At 62.6% G+C, this 12,604-nt stretch carries 10 protein-coding genes and 2 pseudogenes; 2 read left to right on the top strand and 10 right to left on the bottom strand.

Features of this window, described 5'->3' with window-relative positions; genetic code table 11:
• Positions 1-384: pseudogene (locus RT662_RS05890) on the bottom strand (SLC13 family permease); the annotation flags it as partial.
• 142 nt (positions 385-526) lie between these two features.
• Between RT662_RS05890 and RT662_RS05885 the strand changes: the two are divergent.
• Both RT662_RS05885 and RT662_RS05880 read left to right on the top strand, forming a co-directional pair.
• A pseudogene (locus RT662_RS05885) lies at positions 527-649 on the top strand (hypothetical protein); the annotation flags it as partial.
• Positions 650-899: 250 nt separating this feature from the next.
• A complete protein-coding gene (locus tag RT662_RS05880; RefSeq protein WP_313669775.1) occupies positions 900-3,059 on the top strand; it encodes a pentapeptide repeat-containing protein in 2,160 nt (719 codons plus the stop codon).
• 235 nt (positions 3,060-3,294) lie between these two features.
• Here the strand turns inward: RT662_RS05880 and egtD are convergent, their stop codons facing one another.
• The 9 genes from egtD to RT662_RS05835 all read right to left on the bottom strand — a co-directional run.
• Positions 3,295-4,269, bottom strand: coding sequence for an L-histidine N(alpha)-methyltransferase (gene egtD, locus RT662_RS05875; protein WP_313669774.1), 975 nt, complete (start codon positions 4,267-4,269; stop codon positions 3,295-3,297).
• A gap of 1 nt (position 4,270) precedes the next feature.
• A complete protein-coding gene (gene egtB / locus RT662_RS05870; protein ID WP_313669773.1) occupies positions 4,271-5,518 on the bottom strand; it encodes an ergothioneine biosynthesis protein EgtB in 1,248 nt (415 codons plus the stop codon).
• Between the two features lie 269 nt (positions 5,519-5,787).
• The gene (locus tag RT662_RS05865) at positions 5,788-7,524 is read right to left on the bottom strand and encodes an SLC13 family permease (RefSeq protein ID WP_313669772.1); all 1,737 of its coding nucleotides are present in this window, start codon (positions 7,522-7,524) and stop codon (positions 5,788-5,790) included.
• Positions 7,525-7,720: 196 nt separating this feature from the next.
• Complete coding sequence (locus RT662_RS05860; RefSeq protein WP_313669771.1) at positions 7,721-9,433, bottom strand: amidohydrolase; 1,713 nt, start codon at positions 9,431-9,433, stop codon at positions 7,721-7,723.
• A 71-nt stretch (positions 9,434-9,504) separates the two neighbouring features.
• Complete coding sequence (gene gpmA / locus RT662_RS05855) at positions 9,505-10,182, bottom strand: 2,3-diphosphoglycerate-dependent phosphoglycerate mutase (protein WP_313669770.1); 678 nt, start codon at positions 10,180-10,182, stop codon at positions 9,505-9,507.
• Positions 10,183-10,245: 63 nt separating this feature from the next.
• A complete protein-coding gene (locus RT662_RS05850) occupies positions 10,246-10,584 on the bottom strand; it encodes a P-II family nitrogen regulator (protein ID WP_313669769.1) in 339 nt (112 codons plus the stop codon).
• Positions 10,585-10,691: 107 nt separating this feature from the next.
• Positions 10,692-10,895: a DUF2007 domain-containing protein gene (locus RT662_RS05845; protein WP_313669768.1), complete on the bottom strand. Its 204-nt coding sequence runs from the start codon at positions 10,893-10,895 to the stop codon at positions 10,692-10,694.
• The gene (locus tag RT662_RS05840) at positions 10,895-11,452 is read right to left on the bottom strand and encodes a pyridoxamine 5'-phosphate oxidase family protein (RefSeq protein WP_313669767.1); all 558 of its coding nucleotides are present in this window, start codon (positions 11,450-11,452) and stop codon (positions 10,895-10,897) included. Before RT662_RS05840 ends, RT662_RS05845 begins: the two co-directional genes overlap by 1 nt.
• A 13-nt stretch (positions 11,453-11,465) precedes the next feature.
• A partial coding sequence (locus RT662_RS05835; protein ID WP_313669766.1) for a metallopeptidase TldD-related protein occupies positions 11,466-12,604 on the bottom strand: 1,139 nt, incomplete at its 5' end.

Here is a 12,604-nt window from a genome sequence, read left to right as displayed (position 1 = left end):
CACCGGCGTATCGTTGATGATCATGCTGGCCAGCCACGCGATCACCAGCGTGACCAGCAGCCCGACCCGGCCATTGAACCGCCAGACCAGGTTGAGCACCCGCGCGGCCGGATCAAGCGCCCCGGTCACCACCAACCCACGCCCCAGCACCATCAGCGCACAAATGGTGATCAGGGCATGATGACCAAACCCACCAAAAGCCAGATTCAACCCATCCGAAGGCGCCGTGCCGGGCAGCGGAAAGAAATACAGGCCCAGCGCAATCGCCCCGATCGTCAGCAACGAGATAATCTCGATCCGCGCCCGGCCCCGCGCAAACCCCACAAACATCGCCACAGCCAGCGCAATCGCCGCAACCGCGTGCCAGGAGGGAAAAGCGGCCATCCACAAGGTTTAGGCCAAACCCGGCCGGTTGACCACCACCCCCCAGGCCAGCCGCCGCACCGCCCAAGCCCTTGGCCGCAACCGGGTGATATTCTCAAGGCTGGCCACCACCAGCAGCACGGCCACCCCCCGCGAAACCAACACTGACCTGCGCAAGCCGCTGGACAAGCAGAAGGAAGGCAAAAAGCGGATGCGGCAGTACGGCAATGTGGACATCCCGCAGGAGGCGTTCATCGCGGCGCTGCGGATGGGGGATGATAATTGAGGTTGAAGGTTTAGGAGGCCTCCGGCGGGCAGGGTCGCGGACCCTGCCCCGTTTGTTTTTGCCCCCCGGCTCAAAAACGCCCCAAACTGCTGTTGCGGATCAGTAATTATCGCGCGGTTTACATCTACGCGCAGACTTTTACATTGCAAGACCAATAACGGTGCCAGAGGGTCACCCCCAACCTGCAGCGGAAATCAACTTATTTAGGCAATGGAAAAATGCTACCCCTGTTCACAACAAAGGAGCGAGCATGGTACCAGACAAGACCAATGAAGACTTGAAATCCGTCTGGTGGAAGGAATGGTGGGCGGAAGATTACTCATGGGCGGGCTTGAACGACCCGCAAAAGAACATCGCCGGCGATGGTGGCTTGCATGGCGCAATTTCGCTTCAGGATTATTGGCGCATTGATCCTTCAACCGGTGATCTGCGTAGTGATACAGAAATGCGCGCAGCGGCTGAGTTGGAAGCCGCCCCGGATGACAGCCTCTGGCACGTTGCACACGTTCCGCTGGTGTGGCCTGATGGCACCGCAGCCAAATCAGGCTGGAGCGATGAAAAACGCGCCCAGCTTGCAGCTATCGTCGACGCACGTATCTCTGTGGCACAGAAGACCCAAATTAGGGTTGATAATCTTTCAGCAAAAACAGTTATCGGGATTGATGGTAGAGCCCAGTTGCAGGGCAGCGTATTCCTCGACCCTCCAGTGAACCCGCCTGGCTTGGCCGAACCGATCCACATTCTTGCTACTCGCTGCTGGTTGCCCGCTTGGAATGCAGCTAGACACCACTTTGGCCCTGGCGCCCGCTTCGACAATGCCAACTTCTCAGGCAACGTCGGCTTCGGCAGTGCCACCTTCATTGGCTATGCCAACTTCGAAGACGCAAATTTCCAAGGAAAAGCAAGCTTCACCCGCGCGGACTTCGCTGACGGTGCCTACTTCAGCAGCGCGACCTTTGAAGGCAACGCCAACTTCTCAGGGGCAATATTTCAAGGCATCAACCGCTTCAACCGCGTAACCTTCAAGGGCAACGCGCGATTCTCCAGAGCCAAATTTGTTGGGGATACCTACTTCAGCAACTCAGCTTTCGCCAGCAACGTCAGCTTCTACAGCGCGACTTTCGCTAGCAAAGTCAGCTTCTACAGCGCAAGTTTCGCTAACAACGCCCGCTTTGGCAGCGCGATCTTCGCTGACACAGCCAATTTCCGCAACGCAGCATTTACGAGCAGCGCCAACTTCTCCGAAGTAAGATTTAAGGGCCATACCCTATTTGGTAGCGTAATCTTTACAGGCGACGCCCGCTTTGCCAGCGCAATCTTCACGGGCGACGCGTGGTTCAGCCGCGCAACCTTCTCGGGCGACGCCAACTTCTCCAAAGCACGCATTTTAGGCAACATACGATTCGGTCGCACATTCTTCAGAGGAAACGCCAGTTTCAGCGGCGCATCTTTTACGGGTGACGCCGTCTTCGGTAACGCAACTTTTACCGACGACGCTAACTTCTATTCGGCAACCTTTACCGGTAACGCCCGTTTCGGTAGCGCACGGTTTCAAAGAGCGGCTTTGTTCGGGAACGCAAAATTCGAGATCGACGAAGGAGGCATGATGAAATCCGGTGCCATGCAGTTTGGCAAAGCCGTTTTTGCCGGACCAGTTGATTATGACGGCGCTGTTTTCGCGGCTAATCCTACCCATCATTCAGCGGCATTTCTAGGAGCGCGCTTTGGCGATCTTGTCAGCTTCCGTGGCTGCGGCGATCATTGGGTGGCGGCACTTGACGAGGCTGAGATCAAGGGGCGCATCCTGATCGACGAGCGCGACGAGGCGATCTCGCTGCACGATTTTGATAAGGAAGTGCTTCCCCTTGCCAGAGACGGAGGGGACAATCCGGCAACCCGGGAGTCACTACTCAAGGTATTGGAAGGAGGCTGTCGAACCATAAAGGTAGCGATGGGGGCAGCACGCAACGAAATCATGGAGCAGCGCTATTATCGCTTCCAGTTGCTGGCCCGCCGCGAACAGGCAGGGGTGCCGGACAGCGAGCGGTTGGTGTCATATGTGTTCGGTTGGACCGCTGATTACGGCTTATCGATGACCCGGCCGTTGGCCGGCTTGGCAATCACATTGATAACATTTAACTATATCTATGCGATGTTTTGGAATGCGACCGGCAGTTTCGATGGCAACAGCCTGATCAAGTCAATGGAAATGGCGGCAAGCCGAATGTTCCCGTTCGGTGCCTTTGAGGACATCTCGAAAGACTGGTTCACCCATTTGGAGAAGCGCGGCGCATACCCTTGGACGCTTCTTCTCGCGCGCTTGTTTGCCAGCCTCCAATCACTGTTCGCGCTGCTCTTGATCTTTATGTTCGGTCTGGCAGTGCGGCGTCGGTTCAAGGTGGGGGAATAAGGGACGCGCTGTTTCGGACGGGTGCAGGGACTGCGTCCCTGCCCGCCGGAGGCTCCCTTCCTTCCCTCGTTGCAGAGCGCACATCGGGGCGCTGTCCTACAGGGCGCTGGTGGGTTAACCTCGGCGTCCGGCCCACCCGGATGTTCTTTCCACGATTGATCTTGTCCAGACGTGCACGCGCATGTGGAAGAATCTGTAACCTTTGTAACCTACAGCGGCGGTAGGGGCGTGCAGTTCAGGGCTGCAGGGCGCCATCGTGATGCCGCCACAGCTGCACGGCGAAGCGGCCGGCGCTGTCGGTCCAGGCGTGCACCGGCGTCCAGCCGCTAGCATGGGCCATCAGGCGGATTTCAGGCGACGTCCATTTGTGGCTGTTTTCGGTGTGGATGGTCTCACCCGCGGTCAGGCGGAAGGTCTGCCCGGCGGCGGTGAAGGTCGTATCGCGGCGGGCTGCCAGGTGCATTTCGATGCGGCCGAGATTGGCATTCCAGACTGCGCGGTGGGCGAAATCGTCCACCCGCACGGTGCCGCCCAGTTCGCGGTTGATCCGGTGCAGCAGGTTGCAGTTGAAGGCGGCCGTCACGCCGGCGGCATCGTCATAGGCGGCCTCCAGCGCGGCCACGGACTTGCCGGCGCCCGGTGCCAGATCGAAGCCGATCACCAGCCAGCTTTCCGGCCCGAGCAGAGCCGCAAAGCCGCGCAGCAGATCGATGGCAGCGCCGGGTGCCAGATTGCCGATTGTGGAGCCGGGGAAGAACCCCAGCTTTGGCAGCGCGGCCGCCTGCGCTGGCAGCGCAAAGCTGCGGGTGAAATCGGCGACCACCGGCAGGATCGGCAGATCGGGAAACTGCAAGGCCAGCGCGGCGGCCGACTGGTTCAGAAATTCGCCCGAAATGTCCACCGGCACATAGGCCGCCGCATGCAGTGGCCGCAGCAGCAGCGGGGTTTTTGCCGATGAACCCGATCCGAATTCCACCACCGCCTGCCCTGACCCGACCGCCGCCGCAATGGCCGCTGCCTGTTCGGCCAGGATCGCGGCTTCGGTGCGGGTAGGATAATATTCGGGCAGTTGCGTGATCGCTTCAAACAGCGCCGATCCGGCTTCATCATAGAAAAACCGGGCCGGAATGACCTTTTGCGGATGGGCCAGCCCGGTGAGCACGGCCCGTTCGAAGGCATCGACAGCGCCCGGTCCTGCAGCTTCGTACATGTCAGGCATCCCTTGCGAGGCGCAGGCCGGTGAATTGCCAGCGTTGATGGGCTGCGAAGAAATTGCGCACACTGGCCCGCGAACTGCCACACGGCGTGGCACAGCTGGCGCCTTTCAGCACCATCTGCCCGCTCATGAACTTGCCGTTATACTCGCCCACCGCGCCCGGCGCCGGGCGGAAACCGGGATGCGGCAGAAAGGCTGAGGCCGTCCATTGCCAGCAATCGCCGAACAGCCCGGTGCTTGCGCCCGTCGGTTGCACGGCGGCCGCACCGTCCAGCTGATTGCCGGCTGCAGCGTCATGATTTTGCGCTGCCACTTCCCATTCGGCTTCGGTGGGGAGGCGTGCCTCGGCCCAAGTGGCAAAGGCATCGGCTTCATAATGGCTGATGTGCGTTACCGGCGCGTGCGGTGCCAGCGGCTGCCGCCCGGCCAGTGTCATGCTGGTCCAGCCATCGGCGCCGGCCTGCCAGCGCAGCGGCGCCGTGATCCCATTGCGCTGCACCCAGGCCCAGCCATCCGAGAGCCACAGCCGCGGATCGGCATAGCCGCCATCATCGATGAAGGCCTGCCATTCGGCGTTGGTCACCAACGTGCTGGCCAGTTGGAACGGGCGCAGCAGGACGTCGTGCGCCGGCCCTTCGCAATCGAAAGCAAAGCCGCTGCCCGCATGGCCGATCCGCATGATGCCGCCAGCATGGCTCTCCCAGTTGCGGGCGCGCGCCGGCGGGTTGATGGGCACCGCCGCCACATAGGTCGGTTCCAGCGGATTGGCGGCAAACAGATCCAGGATATCGGTCAGCAGCAATTCCTGATGCTGCTGTTCGTGATTGATGCCCAGTTCGACCAGCGCGAGCGCCGCCGGGTCCAGCGTTGGCAGTGCGGCCGTCAGCGCATCGTCAACATGGGCGCGCCAGGCCAGCACATCGGCCAGCGTCGGCCGTGTGAGCATGCCGCGCCGATCGCGTGCATGGCGCGGGCCAACCGCTTCATAATAGCTGTTGAACAGAAAGGCGTAGCGCTGATCAAAGATGCGATAGCCCGGCACATTGGCCAGCACGAACGCCTCGAAAAACCAGGTGGTGTGCGCCATATGCCATTTGGCCGGCGAGGCATCGGGCATCGATTGCACGCTGGCATCGGCATCCGACAACGGCGCCGCCAGTGCCAAGGTCAGGCTGCGCGTGCGCTGCAAGGCGGGGAGCAGCGACGCAGGATCAACAGTTGCTGTGCCAGTATTGGTGGCCATGCGGCGGGGCCCTCCCGGTCAGTCAACGGTACGCGCCCGGCAAGCGAAAGACATTGCCCAGCCACTCACCCACGCCACGGGCAAGCGCAAAATGCAAGTGCTGCAGCCAGTTGAGATCGTGCGACATTGTTGTCAATTACCCGTCTTGGCTGCGTGGCGGTGGAAACGCGGTAACGTCCGGTGCGCACGCAGGTTCCCGAAGCAGAGCCAGAATTCGTTGGCTCCAGATGGCCGCCGCGATCAGGACAAGGAATTATGGCTGAGGCTCTCTACAAGCCGTAGCGCAGCGCCAGCAGGGTCGAGAGCGTGACGATCATCAGGCCAACAAGTGGCAGGCCGGTGCGCAGATAGTCTTTGAACTGATAATCGCCTTCCGACATGATCATCATGTTGGTCTGATAGGCGACCGGCGTTGCATAGCACAGGTTGCAACCGAACAGGACGGCAAGCACCAGGGGTTCGGCAGGCAACCCCAGCGTATTGGCAAGGCTGAAGGCGATCGGCGTGCCGACGGCGGCAGCTGTTGCGTTTGAGGCGAAGTTGGTCAGCACCGTGACGAACAGCATGATCGCCGCCAGGACGCCCGCCGCCGGCAGATATTGCATGCCCGAGGCCAATATGCCGCCAATCCATTCGGCTGCACCGCTGACGAGCACCAGTTTGCCCAGCGCAATCGAGGCGGCAACCAGCACGATGACCTTGGCTGAAAGCGCCCGCCCGACGCGATCGAATTTCACGCACCCGGTGATGAACATCAGCACCGCGCCGCCCAGCGCCGAGATGGCGATCGGCATGAGGCCAATGCTGGCCAGGCCGACCGAAACCACCATGATGAACAGCGCGAGTATGGCCTTGTTGGAACGCGGCATCTCCCGCCCGCCTTCAAGAATGAGCAGGCCGTCGCGCTGCGCAAAGGCCTGCGCATGGGCAATGGTCGCCAGCACGAGCAGCACATCGCCTTCCCGCAAGGGCGCCTCGGCCGTCTGGTCGTTGGCCTCATGCAACGGTCTGCGCCCCCGATGCACTCCCATCACGACAACGTCTTCCAGGCCCGCCGTTTGCAGTGTCAGGCCGATCAGCCGGGAATCGGGAGCGATGGTCATCTCGATCTGGACGAGATCCTGCTTCACGATCGCCGCTTCGCGGTGCACCCGCGTCATCAGCCAGTCAGGCGCCTGTGTGGCACCCAGCTTGCGGGCTGCCTCTTCCAGTGCGTCCTGCGAACCGGAAACGTTGAGCCGCGCGCCTGGCATAATCATGCCATCGGCTGCTGCTGCAATCCGGATATCCGCCGGGAGCATCGCCGCCAGTTGTTCGATCGTCTTTCCTGAAGCCGGCGTGCCCACGCCCAATCGAAGGGTTGCATGATAGCTGCGCTGCTCCGGTGTCGCCGTTCGGGAATTGTCAGGCAGCAATCGCGGCATGACCAGCCAGATGTAGGGCATGGCGACCAGCGCCGCGAACAGCACGATTTCGGTGTAATGAAAGACGCCGATCGGTTTCATGCCCAGATCAGTCGCAATCGAAACGACCAGAAGGTTGGTCGACGTCCCGATGGTTGTCGCCATGCCGCCGATCAGGATGGCCGAATTGACGGGGATCAACGTCTTGGATGCCGGCATGCCGCCCTTGCGCGCCAGTTGCACCAGGATCGGCAACAACAGGACAAGGACCGGCGTATCATTGATGATCATGCTGGCAAAAAGCGCGATGATTAACGTGACCAGAAGGCCAAGCTGGCCATTGAAGCGCCAGACCAGGGTGAGCACGCGCGCTGCCGGATCAAGCGCTCCCGTCACCACCAGGCCACGCCCGAGAATCATCAGCGCGCAGATGGTGATCAGGGCATGATGGCCAAAGCCTCCAAAGGCCAGGTTCAAACCGTCTGCCGGTGCTGTGCCGGGAATTGGGAAAAAATAGAGACCAAGCGCAATCGCACCGATCGTCAACAGGGAGATGATCTCGATCCGCGCGTTGCCGCGAGCGAACCCCACGAACGTGGCCATTGCCAGCAGAATGGCTGCCACAGCGTGCAGGGATGGAAAGCCAACCATGCAAAGGGTTTACGCCAAGCATGGCCGATTGACCATTGATCGCCATCGCATCTGCAAACACGTCGCCGCGATATCCAGCGGTTACGGCGCAAGCCGATGGGCAAGCAGGACGGGTGCCACGCCGCCAAAAGCGCGCTTGCCTGCCCGCTCAGGGCTTCCGTTCAAACAACAGCTTGCCCCGGAACAGCGTCATGTCCGCCTTCATGTCCTTGATGGCGGCGGTGGGCACGGAATAGGGGTCGCGGTCCCACACGGCGATGTCGGCGGCTTTGCCCACGGCCAGCGTGCCGGAGTTGTCGGCGCGGATGAGGGGGGCGGCCCAGTTGGTGTAGCTTTTCAGCGCCATGTGGATGTCCACGCTTTCGGCGGTGCCGAACGGGGCGTCTCCCCACACCTTGCCGGAGGTTTCGCGGGCGGTGGAGGACCACAGGCCGAGCCGGGCGGGGAACGGGGTGACGCCCGTGTCTGATCCGCCGCCCCACAGGATGCCGTTCTTCACGTAGGTGGCATAGGGGTTGAGGCGCTGGGAGCGGGCGGGGCCGAGGTTGGCGGCGTAGATGTCGCCGATCCACCAGGTGAAGGTCGCCTGGGTTTCGGGGTAGCCGCTGCCGTAGTCCCGCTGCAGCGCCTTCATGGTGGCGATGGCGTGATCGGTGGGGGTGTTGGTGTGGATGATGGAGAGGCGCAGGTCTTTCACCGGGTGGGTTTTCAGCGCGTCGGCATAGCCATCCACCACCCAGTCGATGGCCTTGTCGCCGATGGCGTGGGTGCCGATGCCGATATCGGCATTGATGAACATGGCGATCATCTGGCGATATTCGGCCGGGTCGATCTGGGGATAGCCGCTGTTGCCCTTGGCGATTTCGGTGCGGTGGTGGTTCCAGTCTTCATACATCCAGGCGGTGGGCGCGGCGCCGCTGCCATCCATGAAGAGTTTGACGCCGCAGACGGAGAGGGAACTGCCAGCGACGGGGGCAATTTCGGTTTTGGCCTGGCGGATTTCGGCCAGGGCCTTGGTGGCGGTGGCCATGGAACGCCCGCCGGAGAACAGCACGCAGGCGTTGATCGGGAAATTGCCGGCCTTGGCGAGGCCCAGATAGGCCTGCCAATCCTCACGGCCGATGCTGGGGTCCTTGAAGCCGGTCATGCCTTCTTCGTGCAGGCGGCGGATCATGTGGGAGAGCGCGGCCTGGCGTTGTTCCACCGTGGGTTCGGGGATGAGGCGGGTGATGAGTTCCTGCGCGGTTTCCTTCATCACGCCGGCGGGGCGGCCATCGGGCAGTTTTTCGATGGTGCCGGCGGTGGGGGTGGCGGTGGTCGAAGTGACGCCGGCCATTTTCAGCGCGAGGCCGTTGGCGACGCCATAGTGCCCGGTGGTGTTTTCCAGCCAGACCGGATTGTCGGGGGAGACGGCGTCAAGCTCGGCGGCGGTGGGGTAGCGGCCATCGGCGAACTTGCCTTCGTCCCAGCCGACGCCCAGCACCCATTGGCCCTTGGGCGTGGTGGCAACGCGGGCCTTCACCGCGGCGACCATGTCTTCCACCGAACGCGCGGCGCCCAGCACGATCTGGTTGAGTTCGCCAAGACCGGTGGAAAGGATATGAGCGTGGGTGTCGATCAGGCCGGGCGTGGCGGCCCTGCCCTTCAGGTCGATCACCCTGGTATTGGGGCCGACCAATTTCGTGATGTCGGCATCGCTGCCCAGCGCGGCGATCTTGCCGCCACTGATGGCGAGGGCCTGCACCACGCTATCCTTGGCGTCGGCGGTGATGATGCGGCCGTGGAGGAGGACGGTATCGGCAGGGGCTGCGAGTGCGGGTGCTGCGATCAACGCCGTTGCTGCCATCAAATGCCTGATCATCGTCTGTCCCCTGCCCGTGGAGCGGACAGTCTGGCGAAGTCTGGACGGGCGTCAAGCTTTTGGCGCGCGCCTCAGATATAGCGCCGCGAAATCGCTGTCAGATCATCGGCCAGATCATAGACCATCGGCTGGCCGGTGGGGATTTCCTCGTGGACGATGTCATCGTTCGACAGGCCGGAGAGGTGCTTGACCAGGGCACGAAGCGAATTGCCGTGGGCGGCGATGATGACCCGCTTGCCGGCTTTCAGTTCGGGTGCGATGGCCTGCTCCCAATAGGGCAGCACACGCGCAATCGTGTCTTTCAGGCTTTCGGCCACCGGGATGGCGATGCCTTCATAACGACGATCGGTGGAGAGATCGAAGGCGCTGCCCGGCTCCAGCGGCGGTGGCGGCACGTCGAAGCTGCGGCGCCAGATCTTCACCTGATCCTCGCCATATTTTGCCGCCGTATCGGCCTTGTTGAGCCCGGTGAGGCCGCCATAGTGGCGCTCGTTCAGCTGCCAATCCTTGGTGACCGGCAGCCACAGCCGGCCCATGGATTCGAGCGCAAGATTAAGCGTCTTGATCGCCCGGCTCTGCACGCTGGTGAAGCCGATATCGAAATCAAGCCCGGCTTCCATCATGCGGCGGCCGGCGTCGAGCGCTTCGGCCGTGCCCTGTTCGGTGAGGCCCACGTCCCACCAGCCGGTGAAGCGGTTTTCGAGGTTCCACTGGCTCTGGCCGTGACGGAGAAGGACGAGTGTTGGCATGGCTGGCGGTTTAGCAGGCGCGGGCAGCGTTGCCAGCCCCTCAATTCACCCGGCCAGGGTTGATCAGAGCGCCAGTTGATCGATGTCGCCGGTGCGGATGCGCACGGCATTGGCGATGGAGGAGATGAAGATCTTGCCATCCCCCACGGTGCCGGTGTGGGCGGCATGGGCGATGGCATCGGTCACGCGCAACATGTCGTCGTCGTCCACCACCACTTCGATCTGCAACTTGGGCACCAGGTTGAGATTATGTTCGGCGCCGCGATAGGCTTCGGCCTGGCCCTGCTGGCGGCCGAAACCGCGCACTTCGGTCACGGTCATGCCTTGCACGCCGGCCTGCATCAGGGCCTCACGCACTTCTTCCAGCCGGAAGGGCTTGATGATGGCCGTGATGAGCTTCATGCTGTTTTGCAGTCCCCCGAGCAGCGAGAACAAAACCCTGCCGCAGGCAATTTGATAGCAACATAAGGCGTTTGCCGGTTGCGGCGATCAGGCACGCCCGGCCAACCTCACAGCGGGCGCGCCAACTCGGTTCGGGCGAGGGCCAGATCGTCTTCATCCACCATCAGGCGGATGCCCGAAACGCCCGGGCCGATCAGGCTGGCGATTCCGGCATCGAACAATATGGCGGGGATGCCGGCGGATTCCAGCCGGCTGCGCATGATCTCCGCCTCCACCGGCGAGTAGAGCGTATCGACGCAGGCGAGACCCATCAGCGGTAGGGCAGCACGGCGGGCGGTGTGACCGGCAGGCCGTCGATGGAACGGTTGCGCTCCTGATATTTGGCGAGTCGCTGCGCCGGATCATCCTGAACGAAATATTTGCGCAGGGTCTGGCGCTCTTCCTCAAGGCGCATCTTCGGCACCGCCCAGCCGCAACTGGTCTGGGTGGAGTCCACATCAATCACGAAGATCTGGCGCACGCCGCGTTCGATGGTGAACTGCGCGGCCAGCGCCGCCCAGCCCGCATCCTGCGGCAACACAGCATGGCCATGGCCATAGATGCGATAGATCAGCGCCGGCTGATCAAAGGCGCAGAACATGATGGTGATGCGGCCATCAGCGGCCAGATGCGCATTGGTTTCATTGCCGCTACCGCCGAAATCGAGATAGGCGCATTGCCGGCCATCAGCGAGCACGCGAAACGTGTCCATGCCCTTGGGACTGAGGTTGATGCGTGCGTCGGCCGCGGCGGTGGCAACGAAAAACACCGGCTGACGGGCGATGAAGGCGGCGTGATCGGCGGTGATCTGATCAAAGAATTCCGACATGCCGCTTGTCCCTTCAGCCTGCGGTGCCACCGACGGTGAGGCCATCGACCAGCAATGTCGGCTGGCCCACACCGGCCGGCACGCTCTGCCCGCCCTTGCCGCAGATGCCGACGCCTTCATCCAGCGCCATGTCGTTGCCGATGGCGCGCACGCGGGTCAGCACGTCGGGCCCGTTGCCAATCAGCGTCGCGCCCTTCAGCGGGCGGCCGAGCTTGCCGTTCTCGATCTCGTAGGCTTCGGTGCAGGAAAACACGAACTTGCCCGACGTGATATCGACCTGGCCGCCGCCGAAGCTTTTCGCAAAAATGCCCTTCTTCACGCCGGCCAGGATGGTACCCGGGTCTTCGCCGCCGCCCAACATGAAGGTGTTGGTCATGCGCGGCATCGGGGCGTGGGCATAGGATTCGCGGCGGCCGTTGCCGGTGGGGGCGACGCCCATTAGCCGGGCGTTGAGCCGGTCCTGCATATAGCCCTTCAATATGCCGTCTTCGATCAGCGTGGTGCGACCGGTGGGCGTGCCTTCGTCATCCACGGTCAGGCTGCCGCGGCGCTGATCAAGGCTGCCATCATCGACAACGGTGACGCCCGGCGCGGCGACGCGTTCGCCGATGCGGCCCGAAAAGGCGCTGGTGCCCTTGCGGTTGAAATCGCCTTCCAGGCCGTGGCCGATGGCTTCGTGCAGCAGGATGCCGGGCCAGCCGGGGCCGAGCACAACGGTCATCTCGCCGGCCGGGGCATCGACGGAATCAAGGTTCACCAGCGCCTGCGCCAGCGCGATATCGATGGCGCCTTCCCAGGCCGCGTCCTTGAACAGGGCATCGTAGAGATAACGTCCGCCCAGCCCGTGGAAACCGGTTTCGCGGCGGCCGTTCTTTTCCGCCACGATCTGCACGTTCAGCCGCACCAGCGGCCGCACGTCGCGCACGCGGGTGCCGTCGCCGCGCAGGATTTCTACAACATTCCAGCTGCCGAGCAGGCTGGCTGATACCTGCACAACGCTCGGATCGCGGGCGCGGGCAGCCGCATCGATCTGCTGCATCAGCGCGACCTTGGCGGAAAAATCCACGCCAGCCAGCGGATTGGCATCGGTATAGCGCCGGGCATTGGTGGGCATCGGCGGCATCGCCATGGTGCCGCCGTGGCCATCACGCA

The organism is Sandarakinorhabdus sp. (genome assembly GCF_032115815.1).
Taxonomy (GTDB): Bacteria; Pseudomonadota; Alphaproteobacteria; order Sphingomonadales; family Sphingomonadaceae; genus Sandarakinorhabdus.
This window is presented reverse-complemented; position numbering and strand designations above follow the sequence as displayed.

Coding starts and splice junctions, on each gene's coding strand:
- RT662_RS05840 (WP_313669767.1), bottom strand. CDS start 11,452: ATGTCGGAATTCTTTGATCAGATCACCGCCGATCACGCCGCCTTCATC.
- RT662_RS05880 (WP_313669775.1), top strand. CDS start 900: ATGGTACCAGACAAGACCAATGAAGACTTGAAATCCGTCTGGTGGAAG.
- egtD (WP_313669774.1), bottom strand. CDS start 4,269: ATGTACGAAGCTGCAGGACCGGGCGCTGTCGATGCCTTCGAACGGGCC.
- RT662_RS05860 (WP_313669771.1), bottom strand. CDS start 9,433: ATGATCAGGCATTTGATGGCAGCAACGGCGTTGATCGCAGCACCCGCA.
- RT662_RS05865 (WP_313669772.1), bottom strand. CDS start 7,524: ATGGCCACGTTCGTGGGGTTCGCTCGCGGCAACGCGCGGATCGAGATC.
- RT662_RS05845 (WP_313669768.1), bottom strand. CDS start 10,895: ATGGGTCTCGCCTGCGTCGATACGCTCTACTCGCCGGTGGAGGCGGAG.
- egtB (WP_313669773.1), bottom strand. CDS start 5,518: ATGGCCACCAATACTGGCACAGCAACTGTTGATCCTGCGTCGCTGCTC.
- gpmA (WP_313669770.1), bottom strand. CDS start 10,182: ATGCCAACACTCGTCCTTCTCCGTCACGGCCAGAGCCAGTGGAACCTC.
- RT662_RS05850 (WP_313669769.1), bottom strand. CDS start 10,584: ATGAAGCTCATCACGGCCATCATCAAGCCCTTCCGGCTGGAAGAAGTG.